General features: G+C 70.7%; 22 protein-coding genes. 15 read left to right on the top strand and 7 right to left on the bottom strand.

The window, feature by feature from the left end; genetic code table 11:
* From IF54_RS0135680 to IF54_RS0135695, 4 genes are all read left to right on the top strand, one after another.
* On the top strand, positions 1-2,856 hold a 2,856-nt coding region (locus IF54_RS0135680), incomplete at its 5' end, for a serine hydrolase domain-containing protein (protein WP_030326519.1).
* Positions 2,853-3,722, top strand: coding sequence for a thioesterase II family protein (locus IF54_RS0135685; RefSeq protein ID WP_051735667.1), 870 nt, complete (start codon positions 2,853-2,855; stop codon positions 3,720-3,722). The genes IF54_RS0135680 and IF54_RS0135685, both read left to right, overlap by 4 nt.
* A 12-nt stretch (positions 3,723-3,734) precedes the next feature.
* On the top strand, positions 3,735-4,718 hold the full coding sequence (locus IF54_RS0135690; RefSeq protein WP_030326524.1) for a TauD/TfdA family dioxygenase: 984 nt from the start codon (positions 3,735-3,737) through the stop codon (positions 4,716-4,718).
* A gap of 141 nt (positions 4,719-4,859) precedes the next feature.
* Positions 4,860-5,849, top strand: coding sequence for a beta-ketoacyl-ACP synthase III (locus IF54_RS0135695; RefSeq protein WP_030326527.1), 990 nt, complete (start codon positions 4,860-4,862; stop codon positions 5,847-5,849).
* 36 nt (positions 5,850-5,885) lie between these two features.
* Here the strand turns inward: IF54_RS0135695 and IF54_RS0135700 are convergent, their stop codons facing one another.
* Positions 5,886-6,278 (bottom strand): hypothetical protein, encoded by a 393-nt coding sequence (locus tag IF54_RS0135700; RefSeq protein WP_159002273.1) that lies wholly within the window; start codon positions 6,276-6,278, stop codon positions 5,886-5,888.
* Between the two features lie 314 nt (positions 6,279-6,592).
* Here IF54_RS0135700 and IF54_RS40620 point away from each other — a divergent pair, with 314 nt between their 5' ends.
* Positions 6,593-8,344 carry an alpha/beta hydrolase gene (locus IF54_RS40620; protein ID WP_051735669.1) on the top strand — a complete coding sequence of 584 codons (1,752 nt, stop codon included), beginning with the start codon at positions 6,593-6,595 and terminating at the stop codon, positions 8,342-8,344.
* 202 nt (positions 8,345-8,546) lie between these two features.
* Here the strand turns inward: IF54_RS40620 and ychF are convergent, their stop codons facing one another.
* Positions 8,547-9,635: a redox-regulated ATPase YchF gene (ychF, locus tag IF54_RS0135710; RefSeq protein WP_030326533.1), complete on the bottom strand. Its 1,089-nt coding sequence runs from the start codon at positions 9,633-9,635 to the stop codon at positions 8,547-8,549.
* A 178-nt stretch (positions 9,636-9,813) separates the two neighbouring features.
* Here ychF and IF54_RS0135715 point away from each other — a divergent pair, with 178 nt between their 5' ends.
* Positions 9,814-10,332 carry a DUF6542 domain-containing protein gene (locus IF54_RS0135715; protein ID WP_107047937.1) on the top strand — a complete coding sequence of 173 codons (519 nt, stop codon included), beginning with the start codon at positions 9,814-9,816 and terminating at the stop codon, positions 10,330-10,332.
* 61 nt (positions 10,333-10,393) lie between these two features.
* On the opposite strand, the gene ppgK is transcribed toward IF54_RS0135715, so the two are convergent.
* Together ppgK and IF54_RS0135725 are read right to left on the bottom strand one after the other, a co-directional pair.
* Positions 10,394-11,137: a polyphosphate--glucose phosphotransferase gene (gene ppgK / locus IF54_RS0135720; protein WP_030326536.1), complete on the bottom strand. Its 744-nt coding sequence runs from the start codon at positions 11,135-11,137 to the stop codon at positions 10,394-10,396.
* A gap of 29 nt (positions 11,138-11,166) precedes the next feature.
* Complete coding sequence (locus IF54_RS0135725; RefSeq protein WP_199821288.1) at positions 11,167-12,213, bottom strand: 4-hydroxy-3-methylbut-2-enyl diphosphate reductase; 1,047 nt, start codon at positions 12,211-12,213, stop codon at positions 11,167-11,169.
* A gap of 106 nt (positions 12,214-12,319) precedes the next feature.
* Between IF54_RS0135725 and IF54_RS0135730 the strand changes: the two genes are divergently transcribed.
* From IF54_RS0135730 to IF54_RS0135745, 4 genes are all read left to right on the top strand, one after another.
* Complete coding sequence (locus IF54_RS0135730) at positions 12,320-13,708, top strand: APC family permease (RefSeq protein WP_030326538.1); 1,389 nt, start codon at positions 12,320-12,322, stop codon at positions 13,706-13,708.
* Positions 13,709-13,877: 169 nt separating this feature from the next.
* Entirely contained in the window at positions 13,878-15,086 is a 1,209-nt protein-coding gene (gene xseA / locus IF54_RS0135735; protein WP_030326539.1) for an exodeoxyribonuclease VII large subunit, read from the top strand.
* A gap of 9 nt (positions 15,087-15,095) precedes the next feature.
* Positions 15,096-15,332 carry an exodeoxyribonuclease VII small subunit gene (locus IF54_RS0135740; protein WP_030326541.1) on the top strand — a complete coding sequence of 79 codons (237 nt, stop codon included), beginning with the start codon at positions 15,096-15,098 and terminating at the stop codon, positions 15,330-15,332.
* Between the two features lie 166 nt (positions 15,333-15,498).
* Complete coding sequence (locus IF54_RS0135745; protein ID WP_030326543.1) at positions 15,499-16,089, top strand: malonic semialdehyde reductase; 591 nt, start codon at positions 15,499-15,501, stop codon at positions 16,087-16,089.
* A 71-nt stretch (positions 16,090-16,160) separates the two neighbouring features.
* Here the strand turns inward: IF54_RS0135745 and IF54_RS0135750 are convergent, their stop codons facing one another.
* Positions 16,161-16,682 (bottom strand): DUF4245 domain-containing protein, encoded by a 522-nt coding sequence (locus tag IF54_RS0135750; protein WP_030326545.1) that lies wholly within the window; start codon positions 16,680-16,682, stop codon positions 16,161-16,163.
* A 127-nt stretch (positions 16,683-16,809) separates the two neighbouring features.
* Here IF54_RS0135750 and glpX point away from each other — a divergent pair, with 127 nt between their 5' ends.
* A complete protein-coding gene (glpX, locus tag IF54_RS0135755) occupies positions 16,810-17,844 on the top strand; it encodes a class II fructose-bisphosphatase (protein WP_030326548.1) in 1,035 nt (344 codons plus the stop codon).
* Between the two features lie 129 nt (positions 17,845-17,973).
* On the opposite strand, the gene IF54_RS0135760 is transcribed toward glpX, so the two are convergent.
* Together IF54_RS0135760 and IF54_RS0135765 are read right to left on the bottom strand one after the other, a co-directional pair.
* The gene (locus tag IF54_RS0135760) at positions 17,974-18,348 is read right to left on the bottom strand and encodes a WhiB family transcriptional regulator (protein WP_078616681.1); all 375 of its coding nucleotides are present in this window, start codon (positions 18,346-18,348) and stop codon (positions 17,974-17,976) included.
* 174 nt (positions 18,349-18,522) lie between these two features.
* On the bottom strand, positions 18,523-19,227 hold the full coding sequence (locus tag IF54_RS0135765; protein WP_020136828.1) for a DUF1707 SHOCT-like domain-containing protein: 705 nt from the start codon (positions 19,225-19,227) through the stop codon (positions 18,523-18,525).
* A 166-nt stretch (positions 19,228-19,393) separates the two neighbouring features.
* Here IF54_RS0135765 and IF54_RS0135770 point away from each other — a divergent pair, with 166 nt between their 5' ends.
* The 4 genes from IF54_RS0135770 (at position 19,394) to IF54_RS0135785 (ending at position 25,750) form a co-directional block, all read left to right on the top strand.
* Complete coding sequence (locus tag IF54_RS0135770; protein WP_030326552.1) at positions 19,394-21,058, top strand: fumarate hydratase; 1,665 nt, start codon at positions 19,394-19,396, stop codon at positions 21,056-21,058.
* Positions 21,059-21,180: 122 nt separating this feature from the next.
* The gene (locus IF54_RS0135775) at positions 21,181-22,572 is read left to right on the top strand and encodes a class II fumarate hydratase (RefSeq protein WP_030326554.1); all 1,392 of its coding nucleotides are present in this window, start codon (positions 21,181-21,183) and stop codon (positions 22,570-22,572) included.
* Between the two features lie 72 nt (positions 22,573-22,644).
* Entirely contained in the window at positions 22,645-23,337 is a 693-nt protein-coding gene (locus tag IF54_RS0135780) for a DUF402 domain-containing protein (protein WP_199821289.1), read from the top strand.
* A gap of 292 nt (positions 23,338-23,629) precedes the next feature.
* Positions 23,630-25,750, top strand: a complete 2,121-nt coding sequence (locus IF54_RS0135785) for a SpoIIE family protein phosphatase (RefSeq protein ID WP_030326558.1) — start codon at positions 23,630-23,632, stop codon at positions 25,748-25,750.
* Positions 25,751-25,803: the final 53 nt, after the last annotated feature.

A 25,803-nucleotide genomic window follows, 5' to 3' on the forward strand; every position in this document is an offset into this window, starting at 1 on the left:
CTCCCCGACTACATGCTCCCGGCCGCGTTCGTGGCCATCGACCGCATCCCCCTCACCACCAACGGCAAGATCGACCACCGAGCCCTCCCCACCCCCGACTCCTCAGCCGGCACCCCCACCAAGCAGTACGTCGCTCCCCGTACCCCCGCCGAGGAGAAGCTGGCGACCATCTGGTCGGAGATCCTCGGTGCCGAACAAGTCGGCGTCGAAGACAGCTTCTTCGACCTCGGCGGCGACTCCATCCGCGCGGTCCAGGTGCTCGCCGCCTGCCGTAAGGCCGGGCTACGGCTGGCGGTGTGGATGGTTCTCCAGGCCAGAACGCTCGGCGAGCTGGCCGCGATGGTCCCCGTCGACGCCTCCGACGACGACCAGCACTCACCGGGCGACGACATCCCGTTGACGCCGAGCCAGCGCAGACTGGTCGACACGGGTGCACCGGCCGGCGGCCGCGCCCGTACCGTACGCCTCGCCCTGAGCGGCCGCCCGGATGCCGTCGTGCTCGACAGTGCCTTGCGCGCGGTGGTGAACCGGCACGAAGCGCTCCGCCTCGTCCTGACCGAAGCCGGGCAGTGCCGTCCGTACGAGGCCGACGACGACGGCCCGCAGCTGGTCGACATGCTGGACCTGCGAGCCGTACCGGCCGGCCGACGCCAGGCCGCCATCGAGCGGGCGGTCGCCGATGCGCGCACTGCGCTCGATGCCGGGCCGGGCGGAGCCCTCGTCCGAGGCACCCTGGTCCGTGTCGACGACGACAAGCCGGACGAGCTGTGGCTCAGCCTGCACGCGCTGGCCGCCGACGAGGAGTCCTGGCGGATCGTCATCGAAGACCTCAACTCCTTCTATTTCGGGCTGACTTCAGGCGAGCCTGCGGCGGCACTCGCACCGGTCGCCACGACTTGGGGGTCCTGGGCACGGCAGCTGGCCGAGCGGGCCCTGTCGGAGTCCCTGCCCGACCAGGCCGAGTACTGGCTCGGCCGTCCGGCGGCGGACCCGTTGCCGCTGGACCGTCCCGACGGGCTCCAGCTCAACACCCACGGGGCGGCCGGCACCGTCACCACCGTGCTTCCGGCCGAGCGTACGGCCGTACTCCTGGCCGGGACCGGTCCCGAGGAGCTCGCGCGTCTGCTGCTCGCCACGTTCGGACGGGTGCTGGCCGAGTGGGCCGAGCGGGATCGCATACAGATCGACGTCCTGTCCGACCCCCGGCAGGACCCGGCCATCGGCGCCACGCTCGCCCGTACGGTCGGACCGCTCACCGACAGCCACCCCGTCTTCCTACGGCTGCCGAAGGACCGGGGCCTGCCAGGGACGCTGCGTTCGCTCGGGCGGCAGCTGCGTTCGGTGCCGTCGTTCACGCAGGCGTACGGGCTGCTGCGCCATCTGGCGCCCGACGTCGAACTCGCTGCGGAACTCGCGGAGTTGCCGGACTCGCAGGTCTGTTTCCGGTTCGTCCCGGAGGCTACGGAGCACCACGCCTCCGCCATCACCGACCCGCTCGTCTTCATTCCTCGGCACATCGTCCCTGCCTCCGCGACGGACGCCCCGCGCACCCATCTCCTGGAGTTGGACGCGCGGGTGCAGGACGGCCGGCTGTATCTGCGGTGGACGTACGGCGAGTCCGTGCACGACCGTGCCACGGTCCAGAGGCTCGCGGACCGACAGCTGGACGAACTGACCGCCCTGGTCGAGGAGTTGGAGGCAGCGCCGGAGCAGCAAGCCGCCTCCCTTGGCCGGCACCCGGCTCGCCCCGCGCTCGTGCTGCCGCGCCCCGTCGCCCCCGCCGTCGACCCGGTCGCCGAACTGATGTCCCGCCACGGCATTCCCGGCGCGAGCATCGCGCTGATCCGGGACGGTGAGGTCGCCTCGGTCCGCAGCTACGGCACGCTCGGTGTGGACGATCCGACCCCGGTCACCGACGACACCCTCTTCGCCGCCGGGTCGATCAGCAAGCACGTGACCACGTTCGCGTTCCTGCGGCTCGTGTCGGACGGGCTCGTCGATCTCGACCGGGACATCAACGACTACCTGCGTGCCTGGCAGGTGCCGCCCGGCGGCGCCCCGGTCACTGCGCGCTCGCTGCTCGCCAACCAGGCCGGGCTGGAGCCGCATCCGGCCCGCGACGACTACTACTACCGGTGCGAGCCGGTGCCGACCGTGCTCGACGTGCTGCACGGCCGTCCCCCGGCCAAGACGCCGCCGGTACGGCGTCGGGACGAGCCGGGCGAGGTGTTCAAGCTGAGCCCGCTGAACTTCTCGGTACTCCAGCAGGCCATGACCGACGTGACGGGTGAGCCGTACGCCGATCTCGTTCGCCGGCTGGTCTTCGAGCCGCTCGGTATGACGGGCGGCGCCTTCGACCCGGTGTTCCCGGACACCTCGGGGCGGCCTTTCGCCCGGGGCCACCGGGCGGACGGCACGCAGGTCCCGGACGGGTTCGTGGTGCATCCGGAGACGGCGGCCGGCGGCCTGTGGACGACCGCCGGCGACCTCGCCAGGCTCGCCGTACAGATCCGCCGCTGCTACCTGGGCCGCCCGGGCGCTCTGGTCGACACCGAGCTGGTACGGCTGATGCTCACCCCGCAGGCGGGCCGCAACTACGGCTGGAGCACCATCCTCGACGACACCGGCGGGGACCTGGAGTTCGGGCACGGCGGTCAGGCGACCGGGTACCAGGCGATGACGGGACTGCGCGTGCAGTCCGGCACGGGCGCCGTGCTGCTCAGCAACTCGGCCGCCGGCCGGGAGCTCGTCCGGCACCTGCTCGCCACCGTCTGGTCGGGCCAGCAGCACCTCGCCCACCTGTGGCGCGAGGCGATCGACGAGGCGACGGACCGCGAACGGCGAGCGATCGCATGAACACGCCGAGCACGGCGGTGGCACCCGTGGACCTCTGGTTCCTCCGCCACCGCCGCGTCGCCCGTCCCCGCGCCCGTCTGCTCTGCTTCCCGCACGCGGGCGGCAGCCCGACCGCGTTCCGTACCTGGCACCGTCATCTCCCCGACGACGTGGAGGTGCTGGCGGTCTGCTACCCGGGCCGTCAGGACCGGCTGGGCGATCCGTTCCCGGCCTCGCTGGACGATCTCGCCACGCAGATCACAGCGGCCGCCCAGCCCCTGCGGGACGTGCCGCTCGCCCTGTTCGGTCACAGCATGGGGGCCGTGGTGGCGTACCAGGTGGCGCTGCGCCTCGAAGCCCGAAGCGGCACGCCCCCGCACGAAACTCCGCTTCCTCTGCGGGTGTTCGTGTCGGGCTGTGAGGCGCCGGGCCGTTTCGACCACTCCCACCTGCTGGCCGCGGACGACGACACGCTTCTGACTGTCGTACGGGGGCTGGGCAGCTCGGCGGCAAAGGCTCTGGAGATCCCCGCGCTCCGGGACCTGGTACTGCCGAGCATCCGGGCGGACTTCCGGCTGCTGGCCGCCTACCGGCCGGAACCGTCCCACGCCGGCACCCGCCTCGGGACCCCGATCGTCGCCTTCGTGGGGGACAGGGACCCGGCCTGCCGACTCGACGCGGTGCATGCCTGGTCGGAGCGGACCACGTCCGGCTTCGAGGCGCACGTGTTCCCCGGTGACCACTTCTACCTCGAGCCGCTCGAGTCCGAGCTGCTCCGCCGCGTCCAGGACCACCTTCTGGCGGGCCTCCGGGCCGTACGCCCCACAAGGACGACGCCCGGACGGCCGCCGCTCGAACCAATCCGCACCCAGCGGACGAGAACCTGAAAGGGATCCACCATGACCACCGCCCTGCCGGCGCCGATCAGCACGAAGATCGGCCTGACGCTGACCGATGCCGAACGCGAGCAGACCGCGAGACTGGCGGCAGAACTCGCCCAGTTCCCACCCCAGTTGATCGACGAGCGGAGCTGGATGGACGCGGCCCGCCGACTCGCCTGCCGGCTGCCGCTGCGCCTCCAGGAGGCGCTGCGCGGCTACCGTCACGACCCGGGCTCCGACGGGCTCCTCATTCTGCGGAACCTGCCGGTGGACGACGCGCTGCTGCCCCGGACGCCGACCGTGCCGGAGTCGGTGGAGCGCCGCGCCACGGCACCTGCCGCGGTCACCGCGCTGATCAGCCAGTACCTCGGGGAGGTCGTCGCCTACCGCGAGGAGAAGTCCGGCGCGCTGGTGCAGAACGTCGTCCCGGTGCCGGGCCGCGAGGAGTCCCAGAGCAACGCCGGTTCCACCCTGCTCGAACTGCACGTCGAGAACGCCTTCCACTCCCACCGCCCGGACTACGTGGGCCTGTTCTGCCTCCGCAACGACCACTCGGGTACGGCGGGAACGCTGGTGTCCTCGATCCGCAACGCCCTCCCCCTGATACCGGACGACGTGGCGGAGGTACTGCTGTCGGACCGTTTCGTCACCCAGCCGCCGCCGTCCTTCCACGCCGGTGACTCGGCACCCCGGCACCCGGTGCTGGAGGGCGACCGTACCGACCCGGACATCCGGGTGGACTTCAGCGCCACCAGCGCCCTCGACGAGGAGGCCGCCGATGCCATGGAGGTCCTGCGCCGGGCCCTCCTGGACGCGGCGGCGATGCTGGTCCTGCAACCGGGCGAGCTGGCGTTCATCGACAACCGGCTCTCGGTGCACGGCCGTACCTCCTTCGAGCCCCGCTACGACGGCCGCGACCGCTGGCTGCACCGCACATTCGTCCACCTCGACAACCGCCGCAGCCGCGCGCACCGAGAGGACAACGGCCCGGTGCTCGTCTGACAGACCCCGCACGACGGGCGGCCCCTTCTCCGGCGCATGGAGAAGGGGCCGCCCTGCTGTCGCGCCCTCCCGCCCGCCGGCTCTGCCTGCGTGCTGGGCCGTATAGCAGCGCAATAGCCGCGGAGCCCACACTCCGACGACATGAAGACGCAACGGCCCGGCAGTGGCGCGCGCATCCTTGGCATCGGGGCCTACAGGCCGCGACGGATCGTGGGAAACGACGAGTTGGAGGCGCCCACAGGCCGCTCCGACGACTGGATCCGACGGCGTACGGGTATCGTCGAACGCCGCTTCGCGGAGCCCGGCGAGACCGTGATGGACATGGCCGTAGAGGCGGCCCGTAAGGCGCTCGCGGATGCGGGCGTCACGCCCGACCGCGTGGACCTGGTGCTGCTGAGCAGCATGTCCAACCTGCGACAGTCCCCCGGCGGCGCCCCGGAGGTGGCCCACCGCCTCGGCACCGGTTCGGCCGCCCTCGACCTCAACGCGGCCTGCGCCGGCTTCTGTTACGCACTCGGCGTGGCCGATGGTCTGGTACGCAGCGGTACGGCAGGACATGTGCTGGTCATCGGCTCGGACAAGATGAGCGACCTGGTCGACCCGTACGACACCTCCGCCGCGTTCCTCTTCGCCGACGGCGCCGGCGCGATGGTGGTCGGGCCGACGGCGGACGAGGGCATCGGCCCGGTGATCTGGGGCGCGGACGGTGGCCTGCGCCATCTGATCGCGCACTCGGCGACGTGGCGGGAACTCCGTGACGCCCCGGACATGCCATGGCCGACGATGAAGATGCGGGGCACGGAGGTGTTCCGCTGGGCGGTGGGGGAGATCCCCGCGATCGCCGAACAGGCCCTCCGGGCAGCCGGGGCAACCGCCGCCGACCTCTGCGCGTTCGTCCCCCACCAGGCCAACCTCCGCATCACGAACGCGATGGCCGGCCGCCTCGCCCTGCCGCCGCACGTCGCCGTGGCCCGGGACATCACCCACACGGGTAACACGTCGGCTGCCTCGATCCCGCTCGCCATCGACCGCCTCCGCGAGACCGGCGCCGTACCACCGGGTGGCCTGGCCCTGCTGGCAGGCTTCGGCGCGGGCTTGAGCTGGGCGGCACAGGTGGTACGCCTGCCCTGAGTGCAGCCGCCGTCGGACGCTTCCCTCCCGCACCGCCTACCGCGCTCCCAGCCGGGCCACACCGCGCCAGGCGAGCACCGCGCACACCACCGCGAGCGGAATCTCCGCGCCCGCGGCCATGGCGACGGCCGAAACCCGGTCCGCCCCGGGCGCGGCGGTCATCGTGTCGAACCAGGCGTCGACGACGAGCAGTGCCGAGGCCGCCATCGCGGTGAGGGAGGCCCGGATGTCCCGGCGGCGCAGCAGCACCCCTGTGGAGGCCAGCATGAGCGCTTCGAGCATATCGAGCCCGGTCCAGGTCCAGGCCCAGTTCGGGGCGTGGGCGGATCCGGGCAGGCTGGTGTGGAGGTAGACCATCCACGGGATCATCGCCAGCCCGAGCCCGAGCAGTACGGCGGCGGCCCACCGCGGGGCGACGCTACAGGACATGACGGCCGACTCCCTCTCCACTCCGATGTGCTCACGCATCCACTCACTTCTGGGCACACATCGAGGATGTCCTGGGCAAGGAGCGGAAACAGTAGCCCGCACTTCCGAGTTGGGGGTGGTGCCTGCTTCACCTTGCGGGCGGCGAGTCGCGAGGGCGGACTCCCAGTGTGGCGGTATGGGCCGGATATAGGCCGGAACAACAAGGTTGCAGAGCTGGCGCAGCGCCCTGAGAGCAATTCACTTAGAGAAATGAAGTCGGACGCGTCATGTTCAATTCCCGTAGAACTTGGTGGCATGCAGGCCTCTTCTTCGCGATGACACTGGTATGGGCGGTACTGGCGATTCCCGGTACGGCCACAGCCGCCCCGGCGTACCTCGTCGGCGCGCCGGAGACCTCGCGCCCCGGTCCCTATGCCGTGCGCTCCCAGACGTACGACCTGGGTGACACGGCCTTCCAACCGGCGGGCTTTCCCGGCAAGGTGGAGCTGGCCGGTGTGGTGCATGCTCCCCGCAACTCCCGGGGCAAGAAGCTTCCACTCGTGGTCTTCCTGCACGGCAGGCACCAGGTCTGTGGCGCCCCCGACGGGGCGGTGGACTCGCATTGGCCGTGCCAGTCCCCCTTTACCCCGATCCCGAGTTATCGCGGCTACGACGCCGTGGGCAGACTCCTGGCCAGTCACGGATATGTCGTGGTCTCGATATCCGCCAACGGCATCAGCGCGGCTGACAATTCCGACGCCACCTACGGCCAGACGGCCCGTGGTGAACTCATCCAGAAACACCTGGATCTGTGGAAGGAGTGGTCGAGCACAGGCGACGGGCCCTTCGGCGATGAGTTCAAGGGAGCGATCGACTTCAGCCGGATCGGGCTGGTGGGCCACTCCCGCGGCGGGGAAGGCATCGTCAGCGAACTGAAGATCAACGCTGCTTCGGGACGGCACTACGGCATCAAGGCGATCCTCGGCATCGCACCGACCGACTTCCTTCGCCAGATCCCCACGGGTGTGGCATCCGCGACACTGCTGTCCGCCTGCGACGGTGACCAGTTCGATCTGGAAGGAGCCCATTACTACGACGACTCCCTGTCGGCCGGCCGGACCGACCCTCACCCCAAGTACCAGGTGGTGGTGGCCGGGGCGAACCATTACTTCTACAACACGGTCTGGTCTCCGAGCAGCGGTCTGCCCGGCGCGATGGACGACTGGGACAAGATCACCCGGGCCGGTGGGACGGGCGGGGCATGCGCTCCGGACAGTGGGCAACGCCTCACCGAGGAACAGCAGCAGGCGGTCGGGTCGGCCTACATCACCAGCTTCTTCCGGATGGAACTCGGCGGCGAGCGCCAGTTCTCCGGGCTGTGGCGGGGCAGCCTGGCCCCGCCGCCGTCGGCCTCCTTCGCCAAGGTCTCCACGTCCTACCTCGCTCCCGCACTGCCGGGCGAGCGGCTGGACCTGAATCACCTGGCCGCCGGCGGTGACCTGACCAAGAACGCGCTCGGCGGCGGGGTCGAGCTCGCCGGCTTCGAACCGTCCGGACTCTGCGGCGGCAGCGGGCAGACGGAGGCATGCCTCAGCGGAGTCTTCGCCGGAAAGAAACTGGAGCCGCACGGCTACACCACATTCGGCAGCAGCACGACGCCGGGACTAGGCATGGTGCAGCTTCGATGGAGCCGTGCCGGCGCCTCGCTCAACAACGAACTGCCAGGGCCGGCACGGCGTATCGGCTCCTACCGGGAGATCACCTTCCGCGCCGTGCTCGACTTCTCCGACGCACACGACGCCGACACGGCCGACGTGCCCATGCATGTGGTGCTGACCGACGGCGAAGGCCAGAAGGCGTCGGTGAGCGTGTCGGACCATGGCCGGCAGTTGACGTCTCCCGACCTGCTGACTGTCGCCAACGGCGGCGCAGGTCACGATCTCCCGGTGCGAAGGCTGTTGCTGAAGCAGATACGTGTCCCGCTCTCGGCTTTCGACATCGGCCTCCAGGATGTCCGCTCGGTCAGCCTGGTGTTCGACGGGGCCCGGGGAGCCGTCGACGTCAGCGACCTCGCTTTCAGCAACTGACCGGCCTCCGAACGGGTGGCCCATAAGGCCCTCGGCCAACAAGGCAGCTCCTCCTGAGCCTTGGCCCGCCCCTTTGCGGTGGATCGCCGGTCACCGAAATCAGCGATCCACCGAACGGCAGACCAAGGGCCCGACCCCGGAGAGTCGGACCCCTTCTGACCTGCACGTTTGCCAGATCGGTGACGTGGCGATATGTCAGCCGCTACACATTGAAGCGGAACTCCACCACGTCCCCGTCCTGCATGACGTACTCCTTGCCCTCCATCCGCGCCTTCCCCTTCGCGCGGGCTTCGGCGACCGAACCGGTCTCCACCAGGTCGTCGAAGGAGATGACCTCCGCCTTGATGAAGCCCTTCTGGAAGTCCGTGTGGATCACGCCGGCCGCCTCGGGAGCCGTGGCGCCCTTCTTGATCGTCCAGGCGCGGGACTCCTTGGGGCCCGCCGTGAGGTAGGTCTGGAGGCCGAGGGTGTTGAAGCCGACCCTCGCCAGCGTCGTCAGGCCCGGCTCTTCCGCGCCGACCGACTCCAGGAGCTCCAGGGCGTCCTCCTCGTCGAGCTCGGCGAGGTCCGCCTCCAGCTTGGCGTTCAGGAAGATCGCCTCGGCCGGGGCGACCAGGGCGCGCTGCTCGTTCTTGAAGTCGTCGTCGACCAGTTCGTCCTCGTCGACGTTGAAGACGTAGAGGAAGGGCTTGGTGGTGAGCAGGTGCAGGTCGTGCAGGAGTTCCTCGTTGCCGGAGCCCTGGACGATGCCCGCCGAGAACAGCGTGTCGCCCCTCTCCAGGATCTCCTTCGCCGCCTCGACGGCCGCGACCTTCGGCGCGACGTCCTTCTTGATCCGCGACTCCTTCTGGAGGCGGGGCAGGACCTTCTCGATGGTCTGGAGGTCGGCCAGGATCAGCTCGGTGTTGATCGTCTCGATGTCGTCCTTCGGCGAGACCTTGCCGTCGACGTGCACGACGTTCTCGTCCTTGAAGGCGCGGATGACCTGGCAGATCGCGTCCGACTCACGGATGTTCGCGAGGAACTTGTTGCCCAGGCCCTCGCCCTCGGAGGCGCCCTTCACGATGCCCGCGATGTCCACGAAGTCGACGGTCGCCGGGAGGATCTTCTGGGAGGAGAAGATCTCGGCCAGTTTCGTCAGTCGCGGGTCCGGGACGCCGACCACGCCGACATTGGGCTCGATCGTGGCGAACGGGTAGTTGGCCGCCAGCACGTCGTTCTTGGTCAGGGCGTTGAACAGGGTCGACTTGCCGACATTCGGCAGGCCGACGATTCCGATCGTGAGCGACACGTTGCGACTTCCCGTACGTGAGAGGAGACGTGAGGAGACTGGGCGGCCAGGGGGCCGATCCACCAGTCTACGGCGTGCCGCACGCCGCCCCGGCGGGCCTCTCGAACGCATGGCCAAGGTCTTTCCCTCGGCGTGTCTGAAGGGCGATTGGGCACATAAGCAGACCTAGGTTGGTCCAGTGGAGCACTACAGGACCCGCCCCCCGCACAACGGAACGCGACGCGCGACTCCGGGAGCGCCGCTGCCCGCGCAGGCGCGCGGCGAGCGCCGGCCGCCGGTGGCCCGCCGCCCGCCGCCACCGGTGGTCCGGACGCTGCGGCGGCTGCCGAACCCCCGGCTCACCGGGCTGGGCGGCGGCCTGTTCTGCATGGCGCTGATGTTCCTGCTCGGCTGTCTCGACGCGCTGCTGTTCGGCTCGTCGCTGACGGCGTACGGCGTGCTGTTCCTGCCGGTGTGCGTGCTGACGGCGGTCTGGCTGCGCCGGGGCGATCTGCTGACCGCCCCGATCATCGCGCCGATCGCCTTCGCCACCGGCCTCGTCGCCGTCGCCGACAGCGGCGGCGGTGCCTCGGGCCGGCTGATGGGCCTGTTCACCGCGCTGGCGACGCAGGCCGGCTGGCTCTACGCCGGCACCCTGGCCGCCGGCCTGGTCGCCCTGATCCGCAGGATCCTGCTGGTACGAAGCCGCTCACGCTGACGCCCCGAGGCGAGGGCCGGAACAGGGCTCCTCAGACACCCCGGGCTCGTCGGCCCGGGGCCTACTCGTGGGCCGCGTGCATCGCCGCTCCCACGATCCCCGCGTTGTTCTGCAACTGCGCCGGGACGATCTCCGCCTTGATGCCCTCGATGTGCGGCAGGAACTTCTCGGACTTGCGGCTGACGCCACCGCCGATGATGAACAGCTCGGGCGAGAAGAGCATCTCGACATGGGCGAGGTACTTCTGCACGCGGCGGGCCCAGTGCTCCCAGCTGAGCTCCTCGTCCTCCCGGGCCTTGCTGGACGCCTTCTTCTCCGCGTCGTGGCCGTGCAGTTCCAGGTGGCCCAGCTCGGTGTTGGGGACGAGGACGCCGTCGACGAAGACCGCGCTGCCGATACCGGTGCCGAAGGTGAGCAGGATGACGGTGCCCTTGCGGTCCTTGCCCGCGCCGAAGTTCATCTCGGCGACGCCGGCCGCGTCCGCGTCGTTGACCACGGTCACCGGGAGCCCGCCGAGCCGCTCGCCGAACAGGGCGCGCGCGTCGGTGTCGATCCAGCTCTTGTCGACATTGGCCGCCGTACGGATGTGGGAGCCGCCGGTGACCACGCCCGGGAAGGTCAGTCCGACCGGGCCGGTCCAGCCGAAGTGGTCCACGACCTGCTTCACCCCGTCGGCGACGCCGTCGGGCGTCGCCGGCTGCGGGGTGAGCACTTTGTGGCGCTCCTGGGCGAGGTCGCCCTTGTCCAGGTCCACCGGGGCGCCCTTGATCCCGGATCCACCGATGTCCAAGCCGAAGATCTGCATGGCCCTACGTTACGACGGAGGACGGACAGTCACGCCCCGGAGGTCCCCGTAGCGCCGGTGCTGCCCGTGGCCCCGGCAGCGCCCTTGCGCTCGGCGACCAGCGCGGCCGCCTCCTCGCGCAGATCGCGGCGAAGCTCCTTGGGCAGCGAGAAGGTGATGGACTCCTCGGCCGCCTTCACCAGCTCCACGTCGCCGTAGCCGCGCTCGGCCAGCCACTCCAGGACCTCCTCGACGAGGACCTCGGGGACGGAGGCGCCGGAGGTGACACCCACCGTCGTCACGCCCTCCAGCCAGGCCTCGTCGATCTCGCTCGCGAAGTCCACGAGGTAGGCCTCGCGGGAGCCGGCCAGCTTGGCGACCTCGACGAGCCGCTTGGAGTTGGAGGAGTTGCGGGAGCCGACCACGATGACCAGTTCGGCCTCGGCGCCCATCTGCTTCACCGCGAGCTGACGGTTCTGCGTGGCGTAGCAGATGTCGTCGCTGGGCGGGGAGATGAGCTGCGGGAACTTCTCCTTGAGGGCGTCGACGGTCTCCATGGTCTCGTCCACGCTGAGGGTGGTCTGGGAGAGCCAGACGATCTTCGACGGGTCCCGGACCTCGACCTTGGCGACATCGGCCGGACCGTCGACGAGCTGGATGTGGTCGGGCGCCTCGCCGGAGGTGCCGATGACCTCCTCGTGGCCCTCGTGCCCGATCAGGAGGATGTCGTAGTCCTCGTTGGCGAACCGGACGGCTTCCTTGTGGACCTTGGTGACCAGCGGGCAGGTCGCGTCGATGGTGGCGAGCCTGCCGCGGGCGGCCTCCTCGTGGACGACGGGGGCGACGCCGTGCGCCGAGAACATGACGATGTTGCCCGGCGGGACCTCTTCCGTCCGCTCGACGAAGATGGCGCCCTTCTTCTCCAGGGTCTGCACGACGTACTTGTTGTGGACGATCTCGTGCCGGACGTACACCGGAGCGCCGTACTGCTCCAGGGCTTTCTCCACGGCGATCACGGCGCGGTCCACCCCCGCGCAGTAGCCACGGGGGGCGGCGAGCAGGACACGGCGGCCAGGCGAAGCGGTCATGCGTCCCATCGTAAGGCCGCGTTCGGCCGGTCAAAGATCGCGTGCCCTCGACCTTCCCGGGGAAACTGACCGGGAGAGTGAGGAGCGGGGCGGACCAGCACCAGGCGGAGGCACGATGTCCGGTACCGGTACGGCGGCTCGTACGGCCGAGGAGGAACACGGCGACCTGCGCCGCAGCCTGGGCTTCCGGGACCTCGTGGTCTACGGGCTGCTGTTCATCGCTCCGATGGCGCCCGTCGGCGTCTACGGCGCCCTGGACGCGAAGTCGCACGGGGCGGTCGCCCTCGTCTATGCCATCGCCACGGTGGCGATGGCGTTCACCGCGTTCAGTTACGCGCAGATGGTGCGGGTCGTCCCCCAGGCGGGGTCGGTGTTCGCCTACGCGCGCGCGGGGCTCGGCAAGGAGGCCGGGTTCGTCGCGGGCTGGATGGCGATGCTGGACTATCTCCTCATCCCCGCGGTGGCGTACCTGTTCTCCGGTATCGCCATGAACTCCCTGGTCCCGGAGGTCTCCCGCTGGGTGTGGACGGTGCTCGCGGTGGTCGTGACGACCCTGCTGAACCTGTGGGGCGTGCGGACGGCGGCCCGGGTGGGCTTTCTCGTGCTGGCGATGGAGATCGTGGTCCTGCTGGTCTTCGCGGTCTCGGCGGTCGTGGTCCTCGCGCGGGACGGTGCCGAACGGGGCTGGCTGTCGCCGCTGTCCGGGGACGGCACCCAGGGGGCGTTCGCGCTGTCGGCGGTGATCGGCGCGGTCTCGGTCGCGGTCCTGTCGTACCTGGGCTTCGACGCGATCGCCTCCTTCGCGGAGGAGGTCACCGGCGGCTCGGCGAAGGTCGCGCGCGCGGTGCTGTTCTGCCTGGCGCTGGCGGGCGTGCTGTTCGTGGCGCAGACGTACCTGGTGGCGCTTCTGGACCCGACGACGTCGGCGCAGTACGCGCAGGACCCGGGCCGGCAGGGTTCGGCCTTCTACGACGCGGTCGACTCCGCGGCCGGTACCTGGCTGCACGATCTGGTGGCCGTGAGCAAGGCGATCGGCGCGGCCTTCGCGGCGCTGGCCGGGCAGGCGGCGGCCGGGCGGCTGCTGTTCGCGATGGGCCGCGACCGGCGCCTGCCGCGAGTGCTTGCCCGGACGGATTCCGGCGTCCCGCGCGTGGCCCTGCTGTGCGCGGCCGGCATCACCCTGGTCGCCGCGGTGTGGGCGGCCCGCCGGGACGACGGCATGGACCACCTGGTCTCCGTGGTCGACATCGGTGCCCTGACCGCGTTCACGCTGCTGCACGCGAGCGTGGTCGGCTGGTTCGCGGTCAGGCGGCGCGGCGGCCCGGTGATCTGGTGGCGGCACGTGCTGGCACCGGTGGCCGGGGCGGCGATCACGGTGGCGGTGATCGTGGAGGCGTCGAGGGCCGCGCAGGTGGTCGGCGCGCTCTGGCTCGTGGCGGGCCTCGCGGCACTGGCGGTTCAACGCGCCCGGCGTTCCCCCACCGACGAGGCGACGCGCCGCTGACCTGACCGGGAAGGAGGGCAAGCGGTCAACCAGGGTGGCGGTGGGCGGGATGTGCTCGTGCCCGGTCTCGGCCCCCTGTTCGCCGGCGCGGCATGCTCTTCGGACAGCCCGGCCGACAGGACCCCCTCGCTGACGGCCCGTTGTCGGAGTCGGCCGTTACGCTCGCGGCATGGCTGTGAACTCGACTCCCGAAACGCCCTTGCCCGTCGGTGAGGTGTCGCGGCTCATCGGCGGGTGGATCGACCGTCTCGGCGCCGTGTGGGTCGAGGGGCAGATCACCCAACTGTCCCGGCGCCCGGGCGCTGGTGTGGTGTTCCTCACGCTGCGCGATCCGTCGTACGACATCTCGGTGAGCGTGACCTGCTTCCGCCAGGTCTACGACGACGTCGCCGAGGTCGTCAGCGAGGGCGCCCGGGTCGTCGTCCTGGCGAAGCCGGAGTGGTATGCGCCGCGGGGCCAGCTGTCGCTGCGGGCCACCGAGATAAGGCCGGTCGGGGTCGGTGAGCTGCTCGCGCGGCTGGAGCAGTTGAAGAAATCCCTGGCCGCCGAGGGGCTGTTCGCGGCGGAGCGCAAGAGGCCGCTGCCGTTCCTGCCGCAGCTGATCGGGCTGGTGTGCGGGCGCGCGTCGGCGGCCGAGCGGGACGTCCTGGAGAACGCCCGGCACCGCTGGCCCGCGGTCCGCTTCGAGGTGCGCAATGTCCCGGTGCAGGGCGTGCACGCGGTCCCGCAGGTCGTGCAGGCGGTCAAGGAACTGGACGCGCTCGACGACGTGGACGTGATCATCGTGGCGCGCGGCGGCGGCAGCGTGGAGGATCTGCTGCCGTTCTCCGACGAGCAGTTGGTGCGGGCGGTGGGGGCCTGCCGGACCCCGGTCGTCTCCGCGATCGGGCACGAGCCGGACACCCCGCTGCTGGACTACGTCGCCGACCTGCGGGCCTCGACGCCGACGGACGCGGCGAAGAAGGTCGTCCCGGACGTGGGCGAGGAGTACGAGCGGGTGCGGGCGCTCAGGGACCGCGCGCGGCGGTGTGTCGAGTCGTTCCTCCAGCGGGAGGAGCGGGGGCTCGCGCACGCATTGGCGCGGCCGTCGATAGAGGACCCGCACCGGATGATCGACGAGCGCGCCGACCATGTGGCCTCTCTGGCCGACCGCGCCCGTCGCACGCTCGGTCATCTCCTCGACCGCGCCGACTCCGAGCTGACGCACACGCACGCGCGCGTGGTGGCCCTCTCCCCCGCAGCGACCCTCCAGCGCGGGTACGCCGTGCTCCAGAAGGCGGACGGGCACGTGGTGCGGGCGCCGGACGAGGTGGCGGCCGAGGAGACCCTGCGGGCGCGGGTCGCCGAGGGGGAGTTCGTTGTCCGAGTCGATGCATAGGGTGGGCGGATGACCAGCAAGGTGGCGGAAGAGGCGCTCGGGTACGAGCAGGCGCGGGACGAGCTGATCGAGGTCGTACGGCGCCTGGAGGCGGGCGGCACGACTCTGGAGGAGTCCCTCGCGCTCTGGGAGCGGGGCGAGGAGCTGGCCAAGGTGTGCCGGCGCTGGCTGGACGGTGCGCGGGCGCGGCTGGACGCGGCGCTGGCCGAGGAGGACGAGACCGGGGCCGGGGACGACTCGGAGTAGCGGGAAAGGCCGGGCGCCAGGCCGGGAGACCTGTGAAGCGGATCACCACGCCCCGCCTTTCGTTGAACATTGAACTTCAATCGCGTACGGTCGAGAACGTCAAACGGTCCCCGGTCCGTTTCCGGGTGCCCCGCACATCCACGCACCGCTCGAGAAGGTTCCCCTCATGTCTCTCGTTCTTGACCCCGCCGCCCAGGACCTGCTGTTCCGCGAGGCCCGCACCGCGAACACCTTCACCGACGAGCCGGTGACCGACGAGCAGGTCCAGGCGATCTACGACCTGGTCAAGTACGGCCCCACCGCCTTCAACCAGAGCCCGCTGCGCATCACCCTGGTCCGCTCCGCCGAGGCCCGCGAGCGCCTGGTCCAGCACATGGCCGAGGGCAACCAGCCGAAGACCGCCACCGCTCCGCTGGTCGCGATCCTCTCCGCGGACAACGAGTTCCACGAGGAGCTGCCGCAGCTCTTCCCGCACTTCCCCCAGGCCAAGGACCTCTTCTTCGCCGAGCGCCCCGCCCGTGAGGGTGCCGCCGGTCTGAACGCTGCCCTCCAGGCCGCGTACTTCATCATCGGCGTGCGCGCCGCGGGTCTGGCCGCCGGCCCGATGACCGGCCTGGACTTCGAGGGTGTCCGCAAGGAGTTCCTGGACGACGACCACACCCCGCTGATGGTCGTCAACATCGGCAAGCCGGGCGACGACGCCTGGTTCCCGCGCTCCCCGCGACTGGCCTACGACGAGGTCGTCACCACCGTCTGAGGCATCAGCCATGAGGAAGGGCCCCCGCGCTGCCGCGGGGGCCCTTCCTCATGCCGTCGGGTTCTCGCTGGTCACGCCATCTTCAGCGACTTCGCCATCTCCGTCAGCTGGGCCCGCGAACCCGTGCCCGCGACCACCGTCGTCGCCCCGTCGCCCTGGTACACGAGGGCGTCGTAGCGGCCGCCGGTGTACCGGGTCCAGGTGCGGCCCGCGATCTCCTCGGTCTGCTGGGTCGCCTCGCCGCCCTGGCTCGCCTCGTCGATGAACTCCGACGGCTTCTGAGCGGACTGCTCGATCTGCACGTACTCACCACCGGGGGCCTGGAAGCCCAGGTGCCAGGCGTCGGACTCGTCGGCCTGGAAGCGCACCGAGGTCGCCTTCCAGCCCGCCGGCAGCCCCTCGGGAGCAGCCACCGGGTAGGAGGCCGCGCGGCGGGCCGTCAGCAGCTCGACGCGGTAGTCGACCGTCTTGATGTCCGGAGCGGAGTCGTCGTGCGGGATGAACACGTAGATGACCGCTGCCGCGATCCCGATCAGGCCCAGGGAGAGAATCATGTCCCGGACCGTCTTCTGCTTGCCGTTCGAACCTGCCACGCCCCCTATCGTCGCAGGTGCCCGGTCCGCTCATCCGTGGGGCCCCCTGCTCATTTTGTCGGACTGACGATAGAGTCGACGGTCGAACCCTCATCCGGCCGTCGTCGTATCAGAAAGGTGCGCTCCGATGACCGAGCATCATCATCTGCCGTCCGAACTCGAGGTCCCCTCCGAGGCCCCCGACCGCAACCTCGCCCTGGAACTCGTCCGGGTGACCGAAGCCGCCGCGATGGCCGCGGGCCGCTGGGTCGGTCGGGGCGACAAGAACGGCGCCGACGGTGCCGCGGTGCGCGCCATGCGGACCCTTGTCTCCACCGTGTCGATGAACGGCGTGGTCGTCATCGGCGAGGGCGAGAAGGACGAGGCGCCGATGCTCTTCAACGGCGAGCGCGTCGGCGACGGCACCGGACCCGAGTGCGACATCGCCGTTGACCCGATCGACGGGACCACGCTCAACGCCAAGGGCATGCCGAACGCGATCGCGGTGCTGGCCGCCGCGGACCGCGGGTCCATGTTCGACCCGTCCGCCGTGTTCTACATGGACAAGCTGGTCACCGGGCCCGAGGCCGCGGACTTCGTCGACATCGACGCGCCGGTGTCGGTGAACATCCGGCGGGTCGCCAAGGCGAAGCGGGTCACCCCGGAGGACGTGACCGTGGTCATCCTCGACCGGCCCCGGCACGAAGGGATCATCAAGGAGATCCGGGAGGCGGGCGCGCGGATCAAGCTGATCTCCGACGGCGACGTGGCGGGCTCGATCTACGCGCTGCGCGAGGGCACCGGCGTCGACATGCTGCTGGGCATCGGCGGTACGCCGGAGGGGATCATCTCCGCCTGCGCCGTGAAGTGCCTCGGGGGCACGATCCAGGGCAAGCTGTGGCCGAAGGACGACGAGGAGCGGGCGCGGGCGATCGACGCCGGGCACGATCTGGACCGGGTGCTGACCACCGACGACCTGGTGTCCGGGGAGAACGTGTTCTTCGTGGCGACCGGGATCACCGACGGGGAGCTGCTGCGGGGTGTGCGGTACCGGTCGGAGACGGCTACGACCGACTCGATCGTGATGCGGTCGAAGTCGGGGACGGTGCGGCGGATCGACTCGGAGCATCGGCTCAGCAAGCTGCGGGCCTACAGTGCGATCGATTTCGACCGGGCCAAGTAGCGCCTGACAGCTCGGGGGTTCTGGAGCGTTGGCGGGTGCGGCTGTGTGGGGCTTCTCGCGCAGTTCCCCGCGCCCCTGGGCAGGTGGGCGCCCCCGGTGCGGAGGGGGCGCCCTTCTTCGGCCTTGCGGTCAGCCCGCCTGGGCTATGCGGGCCGCCCTCGCCGCCTTGGTGAGTTCCAGGTCGCGGCGCCTGCGGCGGGCCAGGACCACTCGGCGTTCCGCCGCGGTCAGGCCGCCCCAGACGCCGTAGGGCTCGGGTTGGAGCAGGGCGTGTTCGCGGCACTCGACCATGACCGGGCAGCGGGCACAGACGCGCTTCGCGGCCTCCTCGCGGGAGAGCCTCGCGGCGGTGGGTTCCTTGGACGGGGCGAAGAACAGGCCGGCCTCGTCGCGCCGGCACACCGCCTCGGTGTGCCATGGAGCGTCTTGGTCCCTGTCCCGCACTGGCCCCCGCTGGGCCGGCACGGGAGCTACCTGCAGGGACGAATGCGGCGGTTGCAGCACGGTCTACTCCTGACGACGGCTTCGCGAGCGAGAGACGATGCAGCAAGCCCTACCCGCTGTGCGCGCGCCTATGCACTGAGTTCCCGACCGCCGGATTCCGCGTGCTCGTACGCCCTTCGGGGACTCGGTCGAGGCGGGACCGATTCGCTCCGAAACCCGGCGCGTTCACAGCCGTTAATGGCCCAGATGCTTGCGCAAACTCCTGTCGACCTTGTGGTGGACCCGGTCGAGGATGTCCGCCACGAGCCTGCCGCGCTTGGGCCGCCCCTCGATGTTGCCGAGGATCGCCCAGCCGTCGATGTAGACCACCGGGGCGTCGGCGTCGGGCGAGTCCAGGGTGTCCACCTCGAAGTTGCCGAGGACGCCACCGCCGGTGCCGCGCAGCGAGACGTTCTCCGGGACGCGCACCTCGACGTTCCCGAAGACCGAGAACGCCTTGATGACGACCTGGCGGTACTCGAAGACCGCCTCGCTCAGGTCTATCTCGACGCTGCCGAAGATCGCATAGGCGTGGATGCGGCGGCCCGCGCGCCAGCGGCCCTTGCGGACGGCGGAGCTGAAGACCGCCACCACGTTGTCGTCCGGGTCGTGCGGGATCGCGTCGGTGGGGCGGTTGGCGGCCGGGGTCCAGGCCGGGGCGGCCCGGCGCTCATGGGCGGCGGGCAGATCCCGGATGAAGATCTCCAGCTCACCGACCGTCTTGGCGCTCAGCACCCCCTCGACCCGCTCGGCGTGCTCGTCGGAGGTCAGCCGGCCCTCGGCGAGGGCCTCGCGGAGGATGTCGGCGATGCGGTCACGGTCGGCGTCCGAGGCGCGCAGGTCGGCCACCGCCGGTGCGGGGCCCGCGTGCTTCTGAAGGTCGGGCTTCTGAAGGTCCACGGCAGCAGCGTACCCAAACGCGATAGATCGCGACTAGGCCTGTGGACAAGTCTTGGGGAAGCAACTGAGCCTTACCTCACAAGCTCCCGTGCTTGGACAGGTTCTAGGCTGGGTGCGCCTGCCAACGGAGGCCGGCCGCCGTCTTTCGAGTGAGGAATGGGCTGAGATGCCTGAGTTCGCGTACACCGATCTGCTCCCCATGGGAGAGGACACCACCCCCTACCGGCTGGTGACCTCCGAGGGTGTCTCCACCTTCGAGGCCGACGGGCGGACCTTCCTCAAGGTGGAGCCGGAGGCGCTGCGCAAGCTCGCCGAGGAGGCCATCCACGACATCCAGCACTACCTGCGCCCGGCCCACCTCGCCCAGTTGCGGCGGATCATCGACGACCCCGAGGCGTCGGCCAACGACAAGTTCGTGGCGCTGGACCTGCTGAAGAACGCGAACATCGCGGCCGCCGGCGTGCTCCCGATGTGCCAGGACACCGGTACGGCGATCGTCATGGGCAAGCGCGGACAGAACGTGCTGACCGAGGGCGGTGACGAGGCCGCGCTGTCTAAGGGCATCTACGACGCGTACCTGAACCTCAACCTGCGCTACTCCCAGATGGCCCCGCTGACCATGTGGGACGAGAAGAACACCGGCTCCAACCTCCCCGCGCAGATCGAGCTGTACGCCACCGACGGCGGCGCGTACAAGTTCCTGTTCATGGCGAAGGGCGGCGGCTCGGCCAACAAGTCGTTCCTCTACCAGGAGACGAAGGCCGTCCTGAACGAGGCCTCCATGATGAAGTTCCTGGAGGAGAAGATCCGTTCGCTCGGTACGGCCGCCTGTCCGCCGTACCACCTGGCGATCGTCGTGGGCGGCACCAGCGCCGAGTACGCGCTGAAGACCGCCAAGTACGCCTCCGCGCACTACCTGGACGAGATCCCGGCCGAGGGCTCGGAGCTCGGGCACGGCTTCCGGGACAAGGAGCTGGAGGAGAAGGTCTTCGAGCTGACGCAGAAGATCGGGATCGGAGCGCAGTTCGGCGGCAAGTACTTCTGCCACGACGTGCGGGTGGTCCGCCTCCCCCGGCACGGCGCGTCCTGCCCGGTCGCCATCGCCGTCTCCTGCTCCGCCGACCGTCAGGCGGTCGCGAAGATCACGGCCGAGGGCGTCTTCCTGGAGCAGCTGGAGACGGACCCGGCGCGGTTCCTGCCGGAGACGACGGACGAGCACCTGGACGAGTCCGACGTCGTGCGGATCGACCTGAACCAGCCGATGGAGTCGATCCTCGCCGAGCTCACCAAGTACCCGGTGAAGACGCGGCTGTCGCTCACCGGCCCGCTGGTCGTGGCCCGGGACATCGCGCACGCCAAGATCAAGGAACGCCTTGACGCGGGCGAGGAGATGCCGCAGTACCTGAAGGACCACCCGGTGTACTACGCGGGCCCGGCGAAGACCCCCGAGGGCTACGCGTCCGGTTCCTTCGGTCCGACCACGGCCGGCCGCATGGACTCCTACGTCGAGCAGTTCCAGGCGGCGGGCGGCTCCAAGGTGATGCTGGCGAAGGGCAACCGGTCCGCCCAGGTCACCAAGGCCTGCGACACCCACGGCGGCTTCTACCTCGGCTCCATCGGCGGCCCGGCCGCCCGGCTCGCCCAGGACTGCATCAAGAAGGTCGAGGTCGTCGAGTACGAGGAGCTCGGCATGGAGGCCGTCTGGAAGATCGAGGTCGAGGACTTCCCCGCGTTCATCGTCGTCGACGACAAGGGCAACGACTTCTTCCAGGACCCGGCGCCGGCACCGACGTTCACGTCCATTCCGGTGCGGGGCCCGGGACTCGGCTGACCCTCCGACAGACGCCTGCCCTTGACTACGGCAGGGGCGGGCGTCGCGGCTCACAGGGCCCGAATGCACCCGAGCAGCCCACGGCTCGGAACAACCCGCCCGTCCCGTTCGCTGTACCCGGTATGAGCGAATACCGCATCGAGCACGACTCCATGGGCGAGGTCCAGGTTCCCGTGGACGCCAAGTGGCGGGCCCAGACGCAGCGGGCCGTGGAGAACTTCCCGATCTCCGGGCAGCGGATCGAGCGGGCGCACATCGAGGCGCTCGCCCGGATCAAGGGCGCCGCCGCGAAGGTGAACGCACGGCTTGGGGTGCTCGACAAGGACATCGCGGAGGCCATCCAGGAGGCCGCCGAGGAGGTCGCCGAGGGCAAGTGGGACGAGCACTTCCCGATCGACGTCTTCCAGACCGGCTCCGGCACCTCGTCGAACATGAACACCAACGAGGTCATCGCGACCCTGGCGACCGAGCGGCTCGGCGAGGGCCGGAGCGTGCATCCCAACGACCACGTGAACGCCTCCCAGTCGTCCAACGACGTCTTCCCGTCCTCCATCCACATCGCCACCACCGCCGCCGTCACCCAGGACCTGATCCCGGCGCTCGAGCACCTCGCCGCGGCCCTGACCCGCAAGTCCGAGGAGTTCGCCGACGTCGTGAAGTCGGGGCGGACCCATCTGATGGACGCCACCCCGGTGACGCTCGGCCAGGAGTTCGGGGGCTACGCCGCCCAGATCAGGTACGGCGTCGAGCGCCTCACCGCCTCCCTCCCCCGGCTCGCCGAACTCCCCCTGGGCGGCACCGCCGTCGGCACCGGCATCAACACCCCGCCCGGTTTCTCCGCCGCCGTCATCGAGGAGGTCGCCCGCACCACCGGGCTGCCCCTCACCGAGGCGCGGGACCACTTCGAGGCGCAGGGCGCCCGGGACGGGATCGTCGAGACCAGCGGGCAGCTCAGGACCATTGCGGTCGGTCTGACGAAGATCGCGAACGACCTGCGGTGGATGTCCTCCGGGCCCAGGACGGGGCTCGCCGAGATCTCGCTCCCCGACCTCCAGCCCGGTTCCTCGATCATGCCCGGCAAGGTCAACCCGGTGATCCCGGAGGCCGTGCTCATGGTCGCGGCCCAGGTGATCGGCAACGACGCGACCGTCGCGACCGCGGGCGCGGCCGGCAACTTCGAGCTCAACGTGATGCTTCCGGTCATCGCGAAGAACGTCCTGGAGTCGGTCCGGCTGCTCGCCAACGTCTCCCGCCTGCTCGCCGACCGCACGGTCGACGGCATCGTCGCCCACCGCGAACGCGCCCGGGAGTACGCCGAGTCCTCGCCCTCCGTGGTCACCCCGCTCAACAAGTACATCGGGTACGAGGAGGCCGCGAAGGTCGCCAAGAAGGCCCTGGCGGAACGGAAGACGATCCGGCAGGTCGTGCTGGAGAGCGGGTACGTGGAGCGCGGCGACCTGACGGAGCAGCAGCTCGACGAGGCGCTGGATGTCCTGCGGATGACACGTCCGTAACCTTTCCCCACCCCGGCGTGAACCGTGACGCGTACCGCAGCGTCGTATGCCTATGGCACCTAATATCTGTTCATGGCAGACGGTGGAGCGGTGAGAGCGGTGGAAGCGGGTACGTCGGCGCACTTCTGGGAGCCCGGGAGTCAGATCCTGTGGCGCTACCGGGAGAACGCGGGCGCGCACTTCCACATCGCCCGTCCCGTCACCGTCGTACGCGACGACGCGGAGCTGCTCGCCGTGTGGCTGGCACCGGGCACCGAGTGCGTGAAGCCGGTGCTGGCCGACGGCACCTCCGTGCACGCCGAGCCGCTGGAGTCCCGTTACACCAAGCCGCGGACCGTGCAGCGGGACCGCTGGTTCGGCACCGGGGTGCTGAAGCTGGCCCGCCCCGGGCTGCCGTGGTCGGTGTGGCTGTTCTGGGAGCCGGGCTGGCGGTTCAAGAACTGGTACGTGAACCTCGAGGAGCCGCTGGTCCGTTGGTCCGGGGGTGTGGACTCCGAGGACCACTTCCTGGACATCACCGTGGATCCTGACGGCAGTTGGCAGTGGCGGGACGAGGACGAGTTCGCGCAGGCCCAGCAGGACGGTCTGATGGCCCCTGAGCTGGCCGAACGGGTGCGGGACGCGGGGCGTTCCGCGGTGGAGGTGATCCGCGCCTGGGGCCCGCCGTTCTCCGGTGGCTGGCCCGACTGGCGGCCCGATCCCTCCTGGAGTGTCCCGCTCCTTCCGGAAGACTGGGACCGTACGCCCGCGCACTTGTCCTCATGAGACCCTTGATGCGCCCCCGGGCCGCAAACGTAGGATCGTCCTCCGCAAGAAAGCACGGCGGCAACTACCGGGGCGGGCACTGGGCTTGACCGATCGTCACCGAGGGGCGGCAGGACGTGAGCGTGGGGTACGAGGGCAACACCGGTACAGGCCGACGGTTCGCCGCCACGGCGGGAACAGCTCCTGACCACGCGGAAATCCCGTTCCCGGGACAGGTATTCCGGGTATCCGGATTTCGGCGGGACCCACTGCGTGTACGGCGCGCAGCCCCGGACGGACGGATTCGACACGCGTGACGGACCACCCGACCTCCTTCGAACGCCCCCAGCCGGGCGTCGACCCCACGGACCCCGGTGGGGCGCTGCTGCGTTCCCCGGTGTCCTCTCCCGCCCCGGGCGTCGAGGCCCCGCCCGCTTTACCCGTCCAGGCCCGCTCCGGTGACCCCGCCCCGGACGCGGCCCCCGTCCTCCAGGGCAGCAACAGCAGGACCGGCACGACCGGCAACCACAAGGACAAGGGCATGAACCCGGCCGGTACCGGCCCCGAGCACTCCCAGCCGGCCACCGCCGAGCAGGACACGCACCGCCCGCGGCCCGTCTCCGAGTCCGTCCCGGTCCAGCCGGGCGGCGAGGACGACCGGACGCTCAGCGGCGACGAACGCCGTACCGGACAGGGGCTGCCCCCGGGCCGGCCCACTCCGATGCGGCGGGACGGCGACCGGCTGCGCTTCGTGGGCGCGGCCACGCGCCGGATCGCCCGGGGCATCGACCTGGACGAGATCGTGATGGGGCTGTGCCGGGCGACCGTGCCGACCTTCTCGGACGCGATCCTCGTCTATCTGCGCGATCCGCTGCCGGTGGGCGACGAGCGGCCCACGGGTCCTCTCGTGCTCCGGCTGCGGCGCAGCGACCGGATCCCGCAGCAGGAGCGGGACCTGGAGGACGGCATCCTCCCGGTGCCGGTGCCGGAGAACCCGTCCGAACTGGACGCGCTCGGCACCGAGCTGTGCGAGGTCCAGCCGGGCAGCGCGCTCGCCGAGGTGCTGCGCGGGGTGCGTCCGGTCTTCACGGACACCCCGGCGGCCCATGCCGCGCTGCCGGAACTGCTCGGCGAGGGCTGCGAGTTCGCCGTGCCGTCGGGCCGCCGCGCGATCCTCGCGCCGCTGCGCGGCCGGCGCCGGGTCATCGGTGCCGCGATGTTCCTGCGCCGTCCGGACCGCATCCCCTTCGACCCGGACGACCTCCTGGTCGCCGCCCAGCTCGCCACGCACAGTGCGCTGGGCATCGACAAGGCGGTGCTGTACGGCCGTGAGGCGTACATCGCCGACGAGCTCCAGCGCACCATGCTCCCGGAGACGCTCCCGCGCCCGACGGGCGTGCGGCTGGCCTCGCGTTATCTGCCGGCCGCCGAGACGGCCCGGGTGGGCGGCGACTGGTACGACGCGATCCCGCTGCCGGGCAGCCGGGTCGCGCTGGTCGTGGGGGACGTCATGGGGCACTCCATGACGTCGGCGGCGATCATGGGCCAGCTGCGGACCACCGCGCAGACGCTGGCCGGGCTCGACCTGCCCCCGCAGGAGGTGCTGCACCACCTCGACGAACAGGCCCAGCGGCTCGGTACGGACCGCATGGCGACCTGCCTCTACGCCGTCTACGACCCGGTCTCGCACCGGATCACCATCGCCAACGCCGGTCATCCGCCGCCGGTGCTGCTGCATCTGGGCGGCCGCGCGGAGGTGCTCCGGGTGCCGCCGGGCGCGCCGATCGGTGTCGGGGGCGTCGACTTCGAGGCCGTGGAGCTGGACGCGCCCGCCGGGGCCACGCTGCTGCTGTACACCGACGGGCTCGTGGAGTCGCGCCTGCGGGACGTGTGGACCGGCATAGAGCAGCTGCGGGAGAAGCTGGCCGCGACCGCGCAGCTGACCGGGCCGGACCATCCGCCGCCGCTGGAGGCGCTGTGCGACGAGGTGCTGGACATGCTCGGTCCCGGCGACCGGGACGACGACATCGCGCTGCTCGCGGCCCGCTTCGACGGGATCGCGCCGAGCGATGTGGCGTACTGGTTCCTGGAGCCGGAGGACGCGGCTCCCGGTCGGGCCCGGCGGCTCGCGCGGCGGGCGCTGTCCCGCTGGGGCATGGAGGACCTCACCGACTCCGTGGAACTGCTGGTGAGTGAGGTCGTCACCAACGCGGTGCGGTACGCGACCCGTCCGGTGACGCTCCGGCTGCTGCGGACCGACGTGCTGCGCTGCGAGGTCGGCGACGACGTGCCCCAGCTGCCCCGGCTGCGGCAGGCCCGGGCGACGGACGAGGGCGGCCGGGGTCTCTACCTGGTGAACCGGCTCGCCCGGCGCTGGGGCGCCACCCGGCTGAGCACCGGCAAGGTGGTCTGGTTCGAGCTCAACCGGGGCTAGCCCCGGGAACGGAAACGACAAGAGGGGGCGCCCGGCCTGTGCCGGGCGCCCCC

It is taken from the genome of Streptomyces sp. NRRL B-3229, assembly GCF_000719505.1.
Lineage (GTDB): Bacteria > Actinomycetota > Actinomycetes > Streptomycetales > Streptomycetaceae > Streptomyces > Streptomyces griseorubiginosus.